The 17259-nt window shown below is 66.8% G+C and carries 18 protein-coding genes; 14 read left to right on the top strand and 4 right to left on the bottom strand.

Going from position 1 to position 17259, the window contains the following annotated elements:
* The first annotated feature begins 186 nt into the window (after positions 1-186).
* A complete protein-coding gene (locus RS901_RS06965; protein WP_010812891.1) occupies positions 187-444 on the top strand; it encodes a BTH_I0359 family protein in 258 nt (85 codons plus the stop codon).
* A 72-nt stretch (positions 445-516) separates the two neighbouring features.
* Here the strand turns inward: RS901_RS06965 and RS901_RS06970 are convergent, their stop codons facing one another.
* A complete protein-coding gene (locus tag RS901_RS06970; protein WP_010812890.1) occupies positions 517-909 on the bottom strand; it encodes a rhodanese-like domain-containing protein in 393 nt (130 codons plus the stop codon).
* A gap of 229 nt (positions 910-1138) precedes the next feature.
* Here RS901_RS06970 and RS901_RS06975 point away from each other — a divergent pair, with 229 nt between their 5' ends.
* From RS901_RS06975 to RS901_RS06995, 5 genes are all read left to right on the top strand, one after another.
* Positions 1139-2200: a homocysteine S-methyltransferase family protein gene (locus tag RS901_RS06975; protein ID WP_316152324.1), complete on the top strand. Its 1062-nt coding sequence runs from the start codon at positions 1139-1141 to the stop codon at positions 2198-2200.
* A gap of 16 nt (positions 2201-2216) precedes the next feature.
* Positions 2217-4964 (top strand): methionine synthase, encoded by a 2748-nt coding sequence (gene metH, locus RS901_RS06980; RefSeq protein WP_316152326.1) that lies wholly within the window; start codon positions 2217-2219, stop codon positions 4962-4964.
* A 263-nt stretch (positions 4965-5227) separates the two neighbouring features.
* Positions 5228-5689: a hypothetical protein gene (locus RS901_RS06985; RefSeq protein WP_316152327.1), complete on the top strand. Its 462-nt coding sequence runs from the start codon at positions 5228-5230 to the stop codon at positions 5687-5689.
* A gap of 312 nt (positions 5690-6001) precedes the next feature.
* Positions 6002-6634, top strand: a complete 633-nt coding sequence (locus RS901_RS06990; protein ID WP_316152328.1) for a response regulator transcription factor — start codon at positions 6002-6004, stop codon at positions 6632-6634.
* Positions 6635-6679: 45 nt separating this feature from the next.
* Positions 6680-7087 (top strand): response regulator, encoded by a 408-nt coding sequence (locus RS901_RS06995; protein WP_316152329.1) that lies wholly within the window; start codon positions 6680-6682, stop codon positions 7085-7087.
* 50 nt (positions 7088-7137) lie between these two features.
* On the opposite strand, the gene RS901_RS07000 is transcribed toward RS901_RS06995, so the two are convergent.
* The gene (locus tag RS901_RS07000; protein ID WP_316152330.1) at positions 7138-8541 is read right to left on the bottom strand and encodes a CHASE3 domain-containing protein; all 1404 of its coding nucleotides are present in this window, start codon (positions 8539-8541) and stop codon (positions 7138-7140) included.
* Positions 8542-8824: 283 nt separating this feature from the next.
* On the opposite strand from RS901_RS07000, the gene RS901_RS07005 reads away from it, so the two are divergent.
* Both RS901_RS07005 and RS901_RS07010 read left to right on the top strand, forming a co-directional pair.
* Entirely contained in the window at positions 8825-8992 is a 168-nt protein-coding gene (locus tag RS901_RS07005; protein ID WP_010812883.1) for a DUF1328 domain-containing protein, read from the top strand.
* Between the two features lie 52 nt (positions 8993-9044).
* Positions 9045-9473, top strand: a complete 429-nt coding sequence (locus tag RS901_RS07010) for a DUF883 family protein (RefSeq protein ID WP_316152336.1) — start codon at positions 9045-9047, stop codon at positions 9471-9473.
* A gap of 169 nt (positions 9474-9642) precedes the next feature.
* Here RS901_RS07010 and RS901_RS07015 read toward each other — a convergent pair whose 3' ends face one another.
* The gene (locus tag RS901_RS07015; protein ID WP_013955243.1) at positions 9643-9963 is read right to left on the bottom strand and encodes a DUF1840 domain-containing protein; all 321 of its coding nucleotides are present in this window, start codon (positions 9961-9963) and stop codon (positions 9643-9645) included.
* Between the two features lie 255 nt (positions 9964-10218).
* On the opposite strand from RS901_RS07015, the gene argS reads away from it, so the two are divergent.
* The 5 genes from argS to RS901_RS07040 all read left to right on the top strand — a co-directional run bounded on the left by argS (position 10219) and on the right by RS901_RS07040 (position 15415).
* On the top strand, positions 10219-12015 hold the full coding sequence (gene argS / locus RS901_RS07020; protein WP_316152337.1) for an arginine--tRNA ligase: 1797 nt from the start codon (positions 10219-10221) through the stop codon (positions 12013-12015).
* Positions 12016-12132: 117 nt separating this feature from the next.
* A complete protein-coding gene (locus RS901_RS07025; RefSeq protein ID WP_316152339.1) occupies positions 12133-12849 on the top strand; it encodes an SPOR domain-containing protein in 717 nt (238 codons plus the stop codon).
* Between the two features lie 180 nt (positions 12850-13029).
* Positions 13030-13665 carry a thiol:disulfide interchange protein DsbA/DsbL gene (locus tag RS901_RS07030; protein ID WP_316152341.1) on the top strand — a complete coding sequence of 212 codons (636 nt, stop codon included), beginning with the start codon at positions 13030-13032 and terminating at the stop codon, positions 13663-13665.
* A gap of 107 nt (positions 13666-13772) precedes the next feature.
* Positions 13773-14579, top strand: coding sequence for an SDR family oxidoreductase (locus RS901_RS07035; RefSeq protein ID WP_018314397.1), 807 nt, complete (start codon positions 13773-13775; stop codon positions 14577-14579).
* Between the two features lie 2 nt (positions 14580-14581).
* Complete coding sequence (locus RS901_RS07040) at positions 14582-15415, top strand: helical backbone metal receptor (protein WP_316152343.1); 834 nt, start codon at positions 14582-14584, stop codon at positions 15413-15415.
* A gap of 5 nt (positions 15416-15420) precedes the next feature.
* Here the strand turns inward: RS901_RS07040 and RS901_RS07045 are convergent, their stop codons facing one another.
* Positions 15421-16497: an MBL fold metallo-hydrolase gene (locus RS901_RS07045; protein ID WP_316152345.1), complete on the bottom strand. Its 1077-nt coding sequence runs from the start codon at positions 16495-16497 to the stop codon at positions 15421-15423.
* Positions 16498-16705: 208 nt separating this feature from the next.
* Here RS901_RS07045 and RS901_RS07050 point away from each other — a divergent pair, with 208 nt between their 5' ends.
* A complete protein-coding gene (locus RS901_RS07050) occupies positions 16706-17170 on the top strand; it encodes a MerR family DNA-binding transcriptional regulator (RefSeq protein ID WP_316152348.1) in 465 nt (154 codons plus the stop codon).
* The last annotated feature ends 89 nt before the right edge of the window (positions 17171-17259 follow it).

A 17259-nucleotide genomic window follows, 5' to 3' on the forward strand; every position in this document is an offset into this window, starting at 1 on the left:
GCATTGGCCGATGCCCAATCTATGTAAGGCAGAAAATCGTGGCAACGAGGTGACCCGCACCAATAACTTGATTTCCCGCCGGTCACCCCAAGTTTGGAGGTAAAGCCGCGGCGCCCCCTCACGGCATCAACTGAGGCAAGAACCACAAGGGCATGCCGCCCATCCATGACGCCCAGGAGGTGTGCCATGCAAATGATCTACAACAGCGACAACTACTGCATCGTGGAATTTGGTGCGGATGTCGATCAGGCGCCGCTTGAGTTCGGTGGCTATGAAATCGTCGACAAGAACCTGAAGCGCGAAATCTTCCTCGGCGGCCATCTGGCCGAGAGCTTCCGCGCCGACGTCAAACGCCTGATTGAAAGCGAGCCATCCGTGGAGGAAGTCGACGATTTTCTCGGCAAGTTCGACAATGTAATGATGCACCCGCTGGTGATGCACTGAGCGGCTTTGCCTGGAACGATCACGCCCGCTTCGGCGGGCGTTTTTGTTGGTGGCGGGCGTCGCGGGCCGCGCTCAGTATTGTTCCCACGGCAGCCCGTCATGGCGCCAGCCGTTGACCGTGTTGCGGTGGCGCTGCGCATCGAGGTCACCCTCGAAGCCGTGCAGCACGAACTGGACGTTGGAGAAGCCCGCGCCCTCCAGTGCCCGCGCCGCCGCCGACGAGCGGTTGCCGCTGCGGCAGATCAGCAGCACCGGCCGCGCCGACGCCTGGCCCGCCAGCTTCTTCACCATCTGCACGAAATGCGGGTTGACCTCCCAGTCCGGGCCGTCGTTCCAGGGTACGTTGTGCGCGCCCTTGGGATGGCCGACGAACAGGTATTCCATCTCGCTGCGGCAGTCGATAAAGAGCGTCTCGGGCGATTGCGCCAGCAGGTCCTGGGCGTCGGCGGGGGAGAGATGTTGCATGTCGGGCAAGGAAGGGGGCAGCGCGAGGCGCCCGGGAGCGGTGACGGTTACGTCTCTCAGTGTAGGCGCGACCGGGCCGGACAGGCAACCGCCGGCCACCGCGGGCAGCCGCAAGGCCTTGATACACCTGATAAAATCGTCCCTCTTTGGCCAGCATCGGCCACAGCAGCGGCCCGGCGCCGATCCAGCCATGGATACGCTACAGGCCCGCCTTTCCAGAGTCCCCGCCATGAGTGCCCCTGAATCCACTGCGGCCGCGCCGCGCCCCTACACCCGGGCTGCCGAGTTGCCCCGGCTGCTGCAAGAACGCATCCTGATCCTGGATGGCGCCATGGGCACCATGATCCAGCGCTACAAGCTGACCGAGGCGGACTACCGCGGCGCGCGCTTCGCGGAACACAAGGTGGACGTCAAGGGCAACAACGAACTGCTGCTGCTGACGCGCCCGCAGGTCATCAGCGAGATCCATGAGCAGTACCTGGCCGCCGGCGCCGACCTGATCGAGACCAATACCTTCGGTGCCACGGGCGTGGCGCAGGAAGACTACAAGATGGCGGACCTGGCGTACGAGATGAACGTCGAGGCCGCGCGCTTGGCGCGTGCCGCCTGCGACAAGTACAGCACGCCGGAGAAGCCGCGCTTTGTCGCCGGCGCCTTCGGCCCGACGCCCAAGACCGCCAGCATCTCGCCCGACGTGAACGACCCGGGCGCGCGCAACGTGACCTTCGAAGAGCTGCGCGATTCCTACTACGAACAGGGCAAGGGCCTGCTGGAAGGCGGCGCCGACGTGTTCCTGGTCGAGACCATCTTCGACACGCTCAATGCCAAGGCGGCGCTGTTCGCCATCGACCAGCTGTTCGAGGACACCGGCGAACGCCTGCCGGTGATGATCTCCGGTACCGTGACCGATGCCTCGGGCCGGATCCTGTCGGGCCAGACTGTGGAAGCGTTCTGGAACAGCCTGCGCCACGCCCGGCCGATCACGATCGGTCTGAACTGTGCGCTTGGCGCGACGCTGATGCGTCCGTATATCGCCGAACTGGCCAAGGTGTGCGATGCCGCGGTGTCGTGCTACCCCAACGCGGGTTTGCCGAACCCGATGAGCGACACCGGCTTCGACGAAACGCCGGAAGTCACTTCGTCGCTGGTGGAAGAATTCGCCGCTTCCGGCCTGGTGAACCTGGTGGGCGGCTGCTGCGGCACCACCCCCGAGCATATCGCCGCCATCGCCGAGCGCGTGGCCGACAAGAAACCCCGCACCTGGCCCGGCCAGTACCGCGACGCCGCCTGAGCCGGAGCCTGACAACATGAGCGACAACCAACTCCCCCCGCGCCCGATGCGCCTGTCCGGCCTCGAGCCCTTCACCATCGACGACGACACGCTGTTCGTCAACGTCGGCGAGCGCACCAACGTGACCGGCTCCAAGGCCTTCGCGCGCATGATCCTGAACGGCCAGTTCGACGAGGCCCTGGTGGTGGCCCGCCAGCAGGTCGAGAACGGCGCACAGATCATCGATATCAACATGGACGAGGCCATGCTGGACTCGAAGGCCGCCATGGTTCGCTTCCTGAACCTGATCGCCTCCGAGCCGGACATTGCGCGCGTGCCGATCATGATCGACTCGTCCAAGTGGGAAGTGATCGAGGCCGGCCTGCAGTGCGTGCAGGGCAAGCCAGTGGTCAACTCGATCTCGCTCAAGGAGGGCGAGGAACAGTTCCGCCACCACGCCGCGCTGATCCGCCGCTATGGCGCCGCCTCGGTGGTGATGGCCTTCGACGAGAAAGGCCAGGCCGACACCTTCCAGCGCAAGACCGAGATCTGCAAGCGCAGCTACGACATCCTGGTCAATGAAGTCGGCTTCCCGCCGGAAGACATCATCTTCGACCCGAACATCTTCGCGGTCGCGACCGGCATCGAAGAGCACAACAATTACGCGGTGGACTTCATCGAGGCCACGCGCTGGATCAAGCAGAACCTGCCGTACGCCAAGGTCAGCGGCGGCGTGTCCAACGTCTCGTTCTCGTTCCGCGGCAACGACTCGGTGCGCGAGGCGATCCACACCGTGTTCCTGTACCACGCCATCGGCGCGGGCATGGACATGGGCATCGTCAATGCTGGCCAGCTTGGCGTATATGACCAGCTTGACCCCGAGCTGCGCGAGCGCGTGGAAGACGTGGTCCTGAACCGCCGCGAAGATTCCACCGACCGCCTGCTGGAGATCGCGGACCGCTTCAAGGGCGGCGGCGCAAAGAAGGAAGAAAACCTGGCCTGGCGCGGCACGCCCGAGCAGCCGGTGCCGGTGGGCGAGCGCCTGGCGCACGCGCTGGTGCATGGCATCACCACCTTCATCGTCGAAGACACCGAAGAGGTCCGCCAGCAGGTCGAGGCGCGCGGCGGCCGCCCGATCGAGGTGATCGAAGGCCCGCTGATGGACGGCATGAACATCGTCGGCGACCTGTTCGGCGCCGGCAAGATGTTCCTGCCGCAGGTGGTCAAGAGCGCGCGCGTGATGAAGCAGGCGGTGGCACACCTGCTGCCCTACATCGAGGAAGAAAAGCGCCTGCTGGCCGAAGCCGGCGGCGACGTCAAGGCGCGCGGCAAGATCGTGATCGCCACCGTGAAGGGCGACGTGCACGACATCGGCAAGAACATCGTGTCGGTGGTGCTCCAGTGCAATAACTTCGAGGTGGTCAACATGGGCGTGATGGTCCCGTGCAACGAGATCCTGGCCAAGGCCAAGGTCGAGGGCGCGGACATCGTCGGGCTGTCGGGCCTGATCACGCCGTCGCTTGAAGAAATGGCCTACGTCGCCTCGGAAATGCAGCGCGACGACTACTTCCGCGTAAAGAAGATCCCGCTGCTGATCGGCGGCGCCACCACCTCGCGCGTGCATACCGCGGTCAAGATCGCGCCCAACTACGAAGGCCCGGTGGTGTACGTGCCGGACGCCTCGCGCTCGGTGAGCGTGGCGTCGAGCCTGCTGTCGGATGAAGGTGCGGCCAAGTACCTGGACGATCTGAAGACCGACTACGACCGCATCCGCACCCAGCACGCCAACAAGAAGGCTACGCCCATGGTGACGCTGGCGCAGGCACGCGCCAACAAGACCCCGATCGACTGGAGCAGCTACGTCCCGCCCAAGCCCAAGTTCATCGGCCGGCGCGTGTTCCGCAACTACGACCTGGCGGAACTGGCCAACTACATCGACTGGGGCCCGTTCTTCCAGACCTGGGACCTGGCCGGCAAATTCCCCGACATCCTCAACGACGAGATCGTCGGCGAGTCGGCGCGCAAGGTGTTCTCGGACGGCAAGGCGATGCTGTCGCGCCTGATCCAGGGCCGCTGGCTGACCGCCAACGGCGTGATCGCGCTGCTGCCGGCCAATACCGTCAACCATGACGATATCGAGATCTACACCGACGAGACCCGCAGCAAGGTCGCGCTGACCTGGCACAACCTGCGCCAGCAGAGCGAGCGTCCGGTGGTGGATGGCGTGCGCCGCCCCAACCGTTGCCTGGCGGACTTCGTGGCACCGAAGGACAGCGGCATTGCCGATTACGTCGGCCTGTTCGCCGTGACCGCGGGCCTGGGCGTTGAGAAGAAGGAAGCGCAGTTCGAAGCCGATCACGACGACTACAGCGCAATCATGCTCAAGGCGCTGGCCGACCGCTTCGCCGAAGGCTTTGCCGAGTGCCTGCACGCACGCGTGCGCAAGGACTTGTGGGGCTATGACGCCGGCGAGCAGCTCACCAACGAGCAGCTGATCGCCGAGTCGTACCGCGGCATCCGCCCGGCGCCTGGCTATCCGGCGTGCCCGGAGCACACTGTCAAGGGCCCGATGTTCGAGTTCCTAAACGCGCCCGAGATCGGCATGGGCATCACCGAGTCGCTGGCGATGACGCCGGCCGCATCGGTGAGCGGCTTCTACCTGGCGCATCCGCAGTCGACCTACTTCACCATCGGCAAGATCGGCCAGGACCAGCTCGACGACATGGCGGCGCGCCGCCACGAGGACCGCGCCACGCTGGAGCGCGCGCTGGCGCCCAACCTGTAACCGGGTGCGACGGCCGGGCGGCAGGGGCGGCGGCATGGCCCCGCCGCCAGCCCATTGATGCAACAGGGAAAACCGCTGCAGGCGGCCGGCAAAGCCGTGCCGGGGCGACGTGCCAGGCGCCTCACAACTCCTTACAGAGCCTTTCAACTCCTCACAGACCAGCGCAGTCCGGCTCCCTAGACTGAGGCCTCGATACACGCAATCACCAGCGTGATCACCGCGGCGAATGTTTCGCCGCGGGGCATCCTGAAAGGAGTCTGTCCATGAAGAAACTGCTGCTCTCCCTGTCCGCTCTGTCGATCGCTGCCGCTTCCTCGCTGGCCATGGCCCAAGGCACCGGCGTTTCCGTTGGCACGAAGGCCGACGTCGGCGCATCGGTGACCACACCCTCTCCCGCCGCTGCAGCGCAGGGCGGCCTGAACACCGCCGGCAGCGCCGCCACGGGTGCCGCAGGCGCGGCCGAAAAGGGTCTGTCGACCGCGGGCGCGGCGACCAGCAAGGGTCTGTCGGCAGCAGGTTCGGCGGCTGACAAGGGCCTGTCGACCGCCGGCGCGGCAGTCGACAAGAGTGTCGGCACCGCTGCCGACGCCACCGGCGGCGCCGCGGCAGACGCCGGCACCAAGGCCAAGCATGGCAAGCACGCCACCAAGTCGGGCAAGAAGTCGAAGGCCGACGCGAGCGTGGATGTGAGCGCCGATGCCAACGCGGGTGCCAAGGCGCAGTAACCTGGCGCGCTAGTCCACAGTTTCTGGCAACCAGCTACCAGCCCAGCCTCTTAACCGGGGCCGGCGGCGCCAGGGCCCTCCAGGGTGTTTCAGCCCTGACGCGCCGCAGCAAAGCGGGACGGATCGCATCCGTCCCGCTTTGCGTTTGTGCGCGATCAGTGTGCCTTGTGGGCGCTGGCCCCGCCCCATGTCAGCCTGACACCGACAGCCTGCGCCCGCGCCCGGCACTACAATGACATCAACGCAAGCGGTTCCGCCTGCACCCGACTGCACCGGGCAATGTGCCGGTCTGTTCAACCCAGTGGAGCCCACATGATCCGCGTCCTGATCGCTGATGATCACGAGATTGTGCGTGCCGGGCTACGCCAGTTCCTTTCCGAAGAGCCCGACATCCAGGTGACAGGCGAGGCCGGAAGCGGCGACCAGGTCATGGCGCAGTTGCGCGATGCCGAGTTCGATGTCCTGATCCTGGACATCTCGATGCCTGACCGCAACGGCATCGACGTGCTCAAGCTGATCCGTCAGCGCAAGCCCGAATTGCCGGTCCTGATCCTGTCCACCTACCCGGAAGACCAATACGCGATCAACCTGATCCGTGCCGGCGCTTCCGGCTACCTGACCAAGGAAAGCGACCCGGACGACCTGGTCAAGGCCATCCGCACGGTGGCCCAGGGCCGCCGCTACGTGAGCGCCACCGTGGCCGACCTGCTGATCGGCGGGCTCGACAAGCCGACCGAGCAGCCGGTGCACCAGATGCTGTCGGAGCGCGAGTTCCAGATCTTCTGCAAGCTGTCGCGGGGGCAGTCGGTGTCGGTGATTGCCGACGAACTGTTTCTCAGCGTCAAGACCGTCAGTACCTATCGTTCCCGCATTCTCGAGAAAATGGGCATGAAGACCAACGCGGACCTGACCTATTACGCCATCAAGAACGGCCTGGTCGAATAACAGCCCGAGATGGGCGGCACCGGACGAGGACCAGCAATACATAACATGTCGGAGCAGGCTTCGAACACTTCCTACCGGGCGCTGAGCATACTGCTGATTGAAGACTCGGCGGTCCTGCGAGGCATGCTGCTCGAATACCTGAAGGATTTCCCGTTCATCGAGAACGTGGACTGGGCCGATACCGAGGCCATGGCGCTGCGGCTGCTCGCCGCCGGCAAGTACGACGTGGTCATCGTCGACCTGCAGTTGCGCCAGGGCAACGGCATCAATGTGCTGCGCGCGATGCAGCACAACGGCACCGGCGCGGTGCGCATTGTCTACACCAACCACGCCCAGGTCAGCATGTACCGCCGCCAGTGCGCCGAGGCCGGCGCGGACTACTTCTTCGACAAGTCGCTCGAGCTCGAGCAGGTGTTCCGCGTGATCGAGGAGCACGCGGCGCCGGCGCCCTGAGCCGGGCCAGCACCTCGTTCCCTCATCATGCCCTGCCTGGCCGGTGCGCGTCAGGCGCGCGCCGGCTCCTGGTTTTCTGGCTCCTCTGCCGGCGCCAGCACAGCGTCCGTCATCGGCACCTCGATGCGAATGCGCACGCCCGCCTGCGCCGAGGAATCGATCTGCATGCTGCCGCCCAGCGCGGTGACGCGCTGCTCCATGCCCAGCAGCCCGTGGTGGCCGGCGGTGCTGCCGGGATCGAAGTCCGCCGGCAGGCCCTTGCCGTCGTCGCGCACGGTCAGCGTCAGCAGGTTGTCCTGGCAGGCCAGGCTGACATCGATGTGCCTGGCTTCAGAGTACTTGCTGGCGTTGGTCAGCGATTCCTGCACGATCCGGTACAGCGCGATTGCGGCCTCGTCGCGCAGCGGCGGCAGGTCTTCCGGCACGCTGACATGGGTCTCCCAGTCGTTGCGGCCCCCCACTTCCTCGACCAGCTGGCAGACCGCCGCGCGCAGGCCCAGGTTCAGCAGCACCGTGGGGCGCAGGTCTTCGATCAGGCGGCGCTTGATCTGGATGCCCTGGTCCACGTGCAGCATCACGCGCGTGAGCCGTTCGGCCGCCACCGGATGGTCCTCCTGCACCTTGCGGCGCACCCAGTGCAGGTCCAGCTTGATCGCGGTCAGGATGGCACCCAGCTCATCGTGCAGCTCGCGCGCCAGGCGCGTCTTCTCGTCCTCGGTCACGCGCTGCAGGTGGGCGGCCAGCGCCGACAGCTGGCGCGTGCGTGCGCGCACCTTGCGATCCAGCCGCACGCTTTCCTCTTCCAGCTGGATGCGCACCACCTCGGCCATCGACAGGCGCTTGGCGTGGCCCACGCCCACCGCCATCATCAGGATGATGTTGATGGCGGTGAGCAGGCCGATGCCGTAGCGCGACAACTGCACGTCATTCTCGGCGCCTTCCAGCCGGTGCGAGACCGCGCCGGCCTCGCGCGCCTGCAGCTGGTCCAGGCCGCGGCGCGCGTTGTCCATGGTTTCTTTGCCGTAGTCGGTGCGGATCAGGTCCAGTGCCACTTCCAGGTCGCGCTTGCCATACACCAGCGTCAGCGCCATCTCGTTGAGCTTGCTGTTGACCAGCTTGGAGGTGTCGGCGAACTGCTTCAGGCCCTCGGGATCGTGGGCATAGCCGGCGCGGATCTGCGCCATCAGCTCGGCAATGCGCGGCAGGGCCTTGTAGTACGGCTCCAGGTAGCTTTCCTTGCCGGTCAGCAGGAAGCCGCGCTGGCCGGCCTCGGCATTGACCAGCTCGCCGTTGAGCGCCGCCAGCTCGGTCTGCACGCGCTGCGAGCGGATCACGTCGGTATAGCTTTCACGCAGGCGGATATTGCCGGTTTCCGACGCCACCAGCACCGCCAGCGTCAGCAGGATGCCGCCCGCCAGCAGCAGCGTGTGGGGGAGAAAGGACTGCTTAAGCATGGGGCAATTCCTGTAGTGAAGGCGCGCCGCTCGCCCGCCGCAGCGCCAGGGAGCGCCCATGGAATCACATCGATCGCCATGGGTCAACCTTGAAGCCGGGCCCGCGCGGGCGTTGTCCGGGTGCTTGTAGGACTCGGCTGACAGCGGAATCGGCTCGCTGTCAGTATTGGTGCGCGGGCTGGCTTTCTACGATGAGGCTATGAGCTTGCCCCGTTTGGCGCAAGCCCTCACATGGGCCCAGCCAGTGCGCCTGGCGTGGTCCGATCGCCTCGGGAGCCTAGCCATGCTGCAATATGCACTCGTATTTTTCGTCATCGCCCTGATCGCCGCGATCTTCGGCTTCGGCGGGATTGCCGCCGGCGCCGTGGAAATCGCCAAGATCCTTTTCTTCATCTTCCTGGTCGTGGCGCTGGTCGCCGCGGTGATGGGCCTGGTCCGCAGGGGGCGATGACACCGGCCGCGAGCCGTTTTTCCCCACCGCCGACCGAACCTGAGGAGACCGTATGCTGACGCAGAACCCGAAAGTCAGGAAGGAACTGAACCACCTGTCCGACAGTGCCGACAGTGCCATCCGTCATATCAGGCATGCCGCGCGCGACACGCGCGATGCGGCAGCGCCGGTACCCGGAGAAGTCAAGGCGCTGATCGCTCAGCTGGAGCACACCATCGAAGTGCTGGCGCGCGAGGGCTCTTCCGAGAGCATGCGCGCCGGGCAGCGCCTGCGTGAGCGGGCCACCGACATGGCGCAACGGCTGCGCGCCCAGACCACCGACGGCATGATGCGCGCCCGCGAGCGCATGGATGGTGCGGTGGAAAACGCCCAGCACCGCGTGGCCGAGTCGCCGCTGAAGGCGGTGGCGATCGCGGCGGCCGTGGGAGCGCTGATCGGGCTGCTGCTGGCCAATGGCCGGCGCCATTCAGAGGAGGATTAGGCCCGCCACCAGACCGATACCGGGATCCGCCTGGCACGCCGGGCGGATCCTGCCAGGGATTCCCCCTTTCCGGAATCCTCGTCCGGGAGCCCGGCAGCCCACTGCGGTGCCGGGCGTCTTTTTGGGCGCGCGGCGATCCGTGCCGCACGCAACCGGGTGTCTGTTCCGGTCACACACCCCACATCACGTTGGCGCCCTCACGCTGGGAGGCACGCAGCATGTCCAGGAACGGGTAGGCGCGCTGGCCCAGGTGCAGCGGTTCTTCCTCGTCTTCGTCCTTGCCGGTGTCCGCCTCGACGGCCGAGCTGGCGGGATGGGTCTTGGCATCGGCGACCGCGGCTTCCAGCTTGTGGATCGCGGTTGGAAGCTCTTCAACGGTGATCACCCCTCGTTCCCCGAGGCGCTTGCCGATGATGCCCAGCAGCGTCATCGCCAGATCCTTCATCATGATCAGGTCCTGCGCGGCGTGGGATTTGAAGGTGATCAGCATGATGTGTTTTCCTTTCACGGAGAGGCGGGGGCGTTCCCGGGGGCGGGAAGTCTCGCTGATTTTGACCCCCGGATTGTGGCCCGGGGCCATCCTCGCGCATGATGTCAGCATAGCACCTGATAAAATTCGGCGTTCCCGATTCCCATGCCTGTCACGCGGCGCGGCGTTGCTTTGCCGTCACTTGCCGTATTCCGGGCGCCGGCGCTGCCCCAAGGGCTGCGCCTGAATACCTAGCCCACAGGGCTTCCGACATCCATGCTGCCTGTTCAGACTTCCAATCTTGCCGCCGCGTTCACTGATGCGGTGCGCGCGCTCGCCCCGGCCGATGCCACCCTGCCCGCCGTCACCTTCGAGCGGCCAAAGGTGGCCGCCCACGGCGACCTTGCCTGCAACATCGCCATGCAGGTCGCGCGCGCGCTCAAGAGCAATCCGCGCGAGCTGGCCCAGCGCATCGTCGATGCCGTGCAGGCCGACGCGCGCGCGCAGGGCCTGGTCCAGGCCATGGAGATTGCCGGCCCCGGCTTCATCAACCTGCGCCTGACCCCGGCCGCCAAGGCCGACGTGCTGCGCGCGGTGCTGACCGAGGGCGACCACTATGGCGCGCGCGAACGCGGCGTGCACGGCCAGGTGCTGGTGGAGTTCGTCTCGGCCAACCCGACCGGCCCGCTGCACGTCGGCCACGGCCGCCAGGCGGCGCTGGGCGACGCGCTGGCCAACCTGCTGTCGTGGCAGGGCTTCCACGTGCACCGCGAGTTCTACTACAACGACGCCGGCGTGCAGATCCAGACCCTGGCGCTGTCGGTGCAGGCGCGCGCGCGCGGCCTCAAGCCGGGCGACGCCAGCTGGCCCGAGGCCGCCTACAACGGCGACTACATCGCCGACATCGCCGCCGACTTCCTGGCCGGCAAGACTGTCAGCGCCTCGGACGGCGAGCCCGTGACCGCCTCGGGCAACGTCGACGACATCGACTCGATCCGCAAGTTTGCCGTCACCTACCTGCGCAACGAGCAGGACATCGACCTGCAGGCCTTCGGCGTCAAGTTCGACCGCTACTACCTGGAGTCGTCGCTGTACAGCGACGGCCGCGTCGAAGCCGCGGTGCAGTCGCTGATCGGCAAGGGCAAGACCTACGAGAGCGAGGGCGCGCTGTGGCTGCGCACCACCGACGACGGCGACGACAAGGACCGCGTGATGAAGAAGAGCGACGGCACCTATACGTACTTCGTGCCGGACGTGGCCTACCACACCACCAAGTGGGAGCGCGGCTTCACCAAGGTCATCAACGTGCAGGGCAGCGACCACCACGGCACCATCGCCCGCGTGCGCGCCGGCCTGCAGGGCCTGGACATGGGCATCCCGCAGGGCTACCCCGACTACGTGCTGCACAAGATGGTCACCGTGATGAAGAACGGCGAGGAGGTCAAGATCTCCAAGCGCGCCGGCTCCTATGTCACCGTGCGCGACCTGATCGAATGGTCCAACGGCCAGGACGACACCTGCGAGACCATCCGCGGCTGCCTGGAGCAAGGCGTGGCCGACTGGCCCGCGCACTTCACCCGTGGCCGCGACGCGGTGCGCTTCTTCCTGCTGTCGCGCAAGGCCGATACCGAGTTCGTGTTCGACGTCGACCTCGCGCTCAAGCAGAGCGACGAGAACCCGGTGTACTACGTGCAGTACGCCCATGCCCGCATCTGCTCGATCTTCGAGTCGTGGGGCGGCGCGGACTGGGAAGCCCGCCTGGCCGAGCTGGCCGGCGCCGACCTGTCCGCCGTGACCGGCCCCGAAGCCAGCGCCCAGGCGCAGGCGCTGGGACAGCGCCTGGCCGAATTCCCGGACATGCTGTCGGCGGCCGCCGCCGAGCTGGCGCCGCATGCGGTCGCCTTCTACCTGCGCGACCTCGCCGGCGACTTCCACGCCTTCTACAACGCCGACCGCGTGCTGGTGGACGACGAGGCCGTCAAGCGCGCCCGGCTGGCGCTGCTGGCCGCCACGCGCCAGGTGCTGCGCAACGGCCTGGCGGTGATCGGCGTGTCCGCTCCGCGCCGCATGTAAGCAGACGTCCGGCGTCCCCCGCGCGGGACGCACGGGGCCGTCCGGCCCCGGGGACGATGCCAGTGCTGCCGTTGGCGGCGCTGGCCCTATAATCCCGGCATCACCGAAGAGGACTTCATGCAACAGCAACGCAAGCGCGAGTCGCGCCATGTCCGCCGCAGCCAGCAACGCGGCGGTACGTTCCTGGGCCTGGTGCTCGGGCTGATCGTCGGGCTGGCCATCGCCGTGGTGGTCGCCCTGTACATCACCAAGTCGCCGACCCCGTTCCAGCAGAAGAGTGCCCCGCGCCCGAGCGAGCCGGGCAATGTCACCAGCCAGCTGCCGCCGCCGGCCCAGCGCGCCGACGAGGGCCCGAGCGACCCCAACAAGCCGCTGTGGAGCAAGACCCCGGCCAAGCCGGTGGGCCAGCCGCCCGAGCCGGAACCGAAGCAGAACGGCCAGCCCCCGGTGGCGGTGACCCGTCCGGCCGAGAAACCGGTGGAAAAGCCCGTGGAGAAGCCGGCTGACAAGCCTCTCGCCAGCAAGCCGGCCGAGAAGCCCGCCGAGAAGCCGGTGGCCGACCCGATCGCCGAGATCGCCCAGGCCGACGCCAACAAGGTGGGCTACCTGCTGCAGGTGGGGGCGTTCCGCTCGTCGGATGACGCCGACCGCCAGAAGGCCAACCTGGCAATGCAGGGCTTCGAGGCCAAGATTACCGAGCGTGACGTGAACGGCGTCAAGATGTACCGGGTGCGCCTGGGGCCGTACAACCGCATCGACGACATGAACAAGGCGCGCGACCGGCTGCAGTCGTCGGGCTTCGAGTCCTCGGTGATCCGCTTTACCAAGCAGTAAGCCGGACCGCAGGGTCGGGCGTTATCCGGTTATCGCGGGCAGGCGCGGCGGATTGCCGCACCGCTTAATACCCGGTAACCGCCGCAACACGTTGTCACCAGACGCGGCCGGCGTTCCGCTGAACCGGACGCCGCCGCCGCTGTCATACGCTCATCGTCCAAACCGCAAGGCCGCACCAAGATGAAAAAACTCGCCGCACTGTTCGCCATGTTCGCCGCCGTGGGCGGCCTGCTGATGTCCGCCCCGTCCCGGGCGGCGCCCGCCGAGGGCAAGGAATACCAGGTCCTGAAGGCGGCCCAGCCGGTCGCCGCGGGCAAGATCGAGGTGACCGAGTTCTTCTGGTACGGCTGCCCGCACTGCTACGATTTTGAGCCGGATCTGGAAGCCTGGGTCAAGAAGCAGGGCAACAACGTGGTCTTCAAGCGCGTGCCGGTCGCGTTCCGTGACGACCTGCTGCCGCACACCAAGATCTTCTATGCGCTGGAAGCCATCGGCAAGCTCGACGCCATGCACACCAAGGTCTTCAACGCCATCCACGTGGACCGCAAGCGCATGACGGACCCCAACGAGATCGCCGACTTCATGGCCAAGAACGGCGTGGACCGCAAGGCCTTCCTGGACGCCTACAACTCGTTCACGGTCACCACCAACTCGCAGCGGGCCAACAAGATCGCGGACGCCTACAAGATCGACGGCGTGCCGACCGTGGTGGTGCAGGGCAAGTACGTGACCTCGCCGTCGATTGCCGGCAACAAGCAGGGCGCGATCCAGACCATGGATTACCTGGTTGATCAGGTGAAGACGAAGAAGATGTAATCTGCTGGCGACCTTCGCAAGCCGAGGGTTATCCAACACCTGTAGCAAGCCAAACGGCTGGTATCCTGTACCAGCCGTTTTTTATTTCAGACCGCAACCCTGCCTTTATGCGTCCCCTCAAAGTCTTCCTGACCGGCGCCTCCAGCGGCCTGGGCCAGGCCCTCGCGCGCGAATACGCGTCGCAGGGCGCCATCCTCGGGCTGGTGGCGCGCCGCGAGGACGCGCTGCGCGAGTTTGTCGCCACGCTGCCCAACCCGGGCGCGGTGCGCGTCTACGGCGCCGATGTGCGCGATGCCGACGCCATGGCGCGCGCCGCTGAAGACTTCCTCGGCCATTTCGGCTGCCCGGACGTGGTGATCGCCAATGCCGGGGTCTCGGTCGGCACAGTCGCCAGCGAGCGTGAGGACCTCGACGCCTTCCGCCAGGTGATGGATACCAACTGGTTCGGCGTGCTGACCACCTTCCAGCCCTTCCTGCACGCGATGCAGGCGCGCGAGCCCGGCCACTTCGGGCGCCGCGGCACGCTGGTGGGCATTGCCAGCGTCGCCGGCGTGCGCGGCCTGCCGGGCGCGGGCGCCTACAGCGCGTCCAAGTCGGCGGTGATCAAGCTGCTGGAAAGCCTGCGGCTGGAGCAGCGCGCGCACGGCATCCGCGTGGTCACGATCGCGCCCGGCTATATCCGCACGCCGATGACCGCGCACAACCCGTACCGCATGCCGTTCCTGACCGATGCCGACGTGTTCGCGCGCAAGGCCGTGCGGGTAATCGCGGCAGGCCGGCGTTTCCGCGTGATTCCGTGGCCGATGGGCGTGGTGGCGGCGCTGCTGCACGTGATGCCGCGCTGGCTCTACGATGCGCTGGCCGCGGGCGCGCCGCGCAAGCCGCGGCGCGCCGACCCGCCGCAGGAGCCCTGACCATGTGGCGCGACGCCATCGGCCAGCAGCATGCCGCCGCCAGCGGGGTGGTGCGGATCGCGTCGCTGGTGCCGTCGGTGACGGAGTTGCTGTTCGCGCTCGGGATGGCCCGGCAGATGGTGGCGCGCACCGGCTTCTGCATCCACCCGGAGCCGGCCGTGCGCGCGGTGCCCAAGGTGGGCGGCACCAAGGACGTGAACGTGGCGCGGCTGCGCGAGCTGGCGCCCACGCACGTGGTGGTCAATATCGATGAGAACCGGCGCGAGACCGTGGACGAGATCCGCGCGTTCGTGCCCAATGTGATCGTCACCCATCCGTGCGCACCGGAAGACAACCTGGACCTGTACCGGCTGCTGGGCGGGATCTTCGGCTGCCACGCCGAGGCCGAGGCGCTGTGCACGGCGCTGCAGGTGCAGCTGGACGCCATCCGCGTGCGCCCGTGGCCGGCGCGCCGCGTGCTGTATGCGATCTGGCAGGACCCGTGGATGACGGTGTCGCGCGACACCTATATCAGCCGCATGCTGGCGCTGGCCAACTGGCAGACCTGGCCGGAGGGCAGTGCTGCATTGCAGGCCTGCGTGGACGGTGACTGCAGCCGCCCCAACGCGCCTGGCGAGCGCTATCCCACCTTCCGCTGGAGCGATGCGCTGGTGCGCGAGCTCGACCTGGTGCTGCTGTCGACCGAGCCCTACCGCTTCACCGAAGACCACGCCGACGCGCTCGAGCGCCAGCTTGGCAAGCCGGTGCTGCTGGTCGACGGCGAGATGCTGTCTTGGTACGGCAGCCGCGCCATCGACGGGGTGCGCTACCTGGCGGCGCTGGCGGCCGCCAGCTAAGCCAGTCAGGCCGCGCGGAAGCGGATCACGCCGTCGTCGCCGGTTTCCCGCACCAGCTCGCCGCGGTGCCACAGGCAGTGCAGGTGGGCCAGCGACTCGCCCATGGCGAAGGTCATCTGGTGGATGTCGAACTGGCGCCTGAAGATCACGCTGACGATGTCGTGCGCGCTGCAGGCCTTCTCGCCGCAGGCTTCGAGCGTTTCGGCGAGGCGGTCGGCATGGTGCTCGCGCAGCTGCATGATGCGGGTATGCAGGTTGCGGAAGGGGCGGCCATGCGAGGGCAGGATCAGCACGTCCTGCGGCAGCGGTTCGTACTTGCCGAGCGAATCCAGGTAGAGCTGCAGCGAATTGCCCTCGGGCTCCATGTCGAACACGCTGACATTGGTAGAGATGCGCGGCAGCACCATGTCGCCGGAGATCAGCACATTGGTGGCGGCGTTGTACAGCGCCACGTGCTCGGGCGAATGGCCGAAGCCGGTGATCACGCGCCAGGCCGAGGTCGCCGCATCGGTGCCGATCCGCACCGTGTCGCCTTCAATCATGCGGCGGTACTGCGCCGGCAGGTCCGGCACCAGCGACGGGTAGTAGGTCTTGCGCGCGCGCAGCTTTTCCTGGCTGTCGGCATCGGTCAGGCCGTGCAGCGCGAAGTGCGCGGCGGCGGCGTCGCCGCCCGCGCTCGAGCCGGCACCGGTGCCGCTGCCCATCACGCGCGCGCTCATGTAGTCGCCCAGGCTCATCCACAGCCGCACGCCGAAGCGCTTGCACAGCCAGTGCGCCAGGCCGACGTGGTCGGGGTGGCTGTGCGTCACCAGCACGCGCACCACCGGCAGGCCTTCCAGCTCATTGGCGAAGATGGTTTCCCAGTGGCCCTTGATGATGTCGTTGGTGATGCCGCAGTCGATGATGGTCCAGCCGTCGCGGCCGTCCAGGCGGTCGCGCAGCAGCCACAGGTTGATATGGTCGAGCGCGAACGGCAGCGGCATGCGCAGCCAGTAGACGCCGGGGGCGACTTCCTGCTTGGAGCCGGGCTCGGGCATGGTGTCGCCGAACGGATATTGGAGCTGGTGTTCGAGTGCGTTCATGAGGAGTCTCGTGGTCGAAGCCTGGCGCCAGGGCGCGGGCTTTCTCGTTCTGCCGCCACGCCTGGCCCAAAAGACCTGGGGCGTGAAAGCACCGGTTGCCAGCCGTCCTGGTTGACGCTAACGTAAACGTCAATCATGCGGCTCGTTTCCATCTTAAGCGAAAACTTGACTTCACAACGAACGACCGTTCACTTTCTTTGGGCAGGCTATGTCAGCGACGCCAGCGGCGGCTTCCGCCACCTACACCATCACCGACCTTGCGCGTGAATTCGACATCACGCCCCGGGCCATCCGTTTCTACGAGGACCAGGGCCTGCTGTCGCCGGAGCGCGAAGGGCCGGGCGGGCGCAAGCGGGTCTACAACGGCCGTGAACGGACCCGGCTGAAGCTGACGCTGCGCGGCAAGAGGTTGGGGCTTACTCTCAATGAGATCCGCGAGATCCTTGATCTCTACGAGTCACCGCGCGACACCGCCCCGCAGCTGGAGCGCTTCCTGCACTCGCTCGCGGCGCACCGGCGCACGCTGGAGCGGCAGATGGAAGACCTGCAGGCACAACTGGCCGAGATCGACCAGCATGAGCGGCAGTGCAGGGCCTTGCTGGCCGCGCAGACCGGCAAGCAGCAACCGGCCACGGAAGGCGGCAATGCGCCGGCCCGCACCACCGCCGCCTGAAGCATCACTTCCACCGGCATCCGTGCCGGATAGGATTGACGTTTACGTAAACGTCAATAGAATACCCGGACAGCGCGCGCAACCTGTGG

The sequence above is a fragment of the Cupriavidus sp. BIC8F genome (genome assembly GCF_032465815.1).
Taxonomy (GTDB): Bacteria; Pseudomonadota; Gammaproteobacteria; order Burkholderiales; family Burkholderiaceae; genus Cupriavidus; species Cupriavidus necator.

Coding starts and splice junctions, on each gene's coding strand:
- RS901_RS06965 (WP_010812891.1), top strand. CDS start 187: ATGCAAATGATCTACAACAGCGACAACTACTGCATCGTGGAATTTGGT.
- RS901_RS06970 (WP_010812890.1), bottom strand. CDS start 909: ATGCAACATCTCTCCCCCGCCGACGCCCAGGACCTGCTGGCGCAATCG.
- RS901_RS06975 (WP_316152324.1), top strand. CDS start 1,139: ATGAGTGCCCCTGAATCCACTGCGGCCGCGCCGCGCCCCTACACCCGG.
- metH (WP_316152326.1), top strand. CDS start 2,217: ATGAGCGACAACCAACTCCCCCCGCGCCCGATGCGCCTGTCCGGCCTC.
- RS901_RS06985 (WP_316152327.1), top strand. CDS start 5,228: ATGAAGAAACTGCTGCTCTCCCTGTCCGCTCTGTCGATCGCTGCCGCT.
- RS901_RS06990 (WP_316152328.1), top strand. CDS start 6,002: ATGATCCGCGTCCTGATCGCTGATGATCACGAGATTGTGCGTGCCGGG.
- RS901_RS06995 (WP_316152329.1), top strand. CDS start 6,680: ATGTCGGAGCAGGCTTCGAACACTTCCTACCGGGCGCTGAGCATACTG.
- RS901_RS07000 (WP_316152330.1), bottom strand. CDS start 8,541: ATGCTTAAGCAGTCCTTTCTCCCCCACACGCTGCTGCTGGCGGGCGGC.
- RS901_RS07005 (WP_010812883.1), top strand. CDS start 8,825: ATGCTGCAATATGCACTCGTATTTTTCGTCATCGCCCTGATCGCCGCG.
- RS901_RS07010 (WP_316152336.1), top strand. CDS start 9,045: ATGCTGACGCAGAACCCGAAAGTCAGGAAGGAACTGAACCACCTGTCC.
- RS901_RS07015 (WP_013955243.1), bottom strand. CDS start 9,963: ATGCTGATCACCTTCAAATCCCACGCCGCGCAGGACCTGATCATGATG.
- argS (WP_316152337.1), top strand. CDS start 10,219: ATGCTGCCTGTTCAGACTTCCAATCTTGCCGCCGCGTTCACTGATGCG.
- RS901_RS07025 (WP_316152339.1), top strand. CDS start 12,133: ATGCAACAGCAACGCAAGCGCGAGTCGCGCCATGTCCGCCGCAGCCAG.
- RS901_RS07030 (WP_316152341.1), top strand. CDS start 13,030: ATGAAAAAACTCGCCGCACTGTTCGCCATGTTCGCCGCCGTGGGCGGC.
- RS901_RS07035 (WP_018314397.1), top strand. CDS start 13,773: ATGCGTCCCCTCAAAGTCTTCCTGACCGGCGCCTCCAGCGGCCTGGGC.
- RS901_RS07040 (WP_316152343.1), top strand. CDS start 14,582: ATGTGGCGCGACGCCATCGGCCAGCAGCATGCCGCCGCCAGCGGGGTG.
- RS901_RS07045 (WP_316152345.1), bottom strand. CDS start 16,497: ATGAACGCACTCGAACACCAGCTCCAATATCCGTTCGGCGACACCATG.
- RS901_RS07050 (WP_316152348.1), top strand. CDS start 16,706: ATGTCAGCGACGCCAGCGGCGGCTTCCGCCACCTACACCATCACCGAC.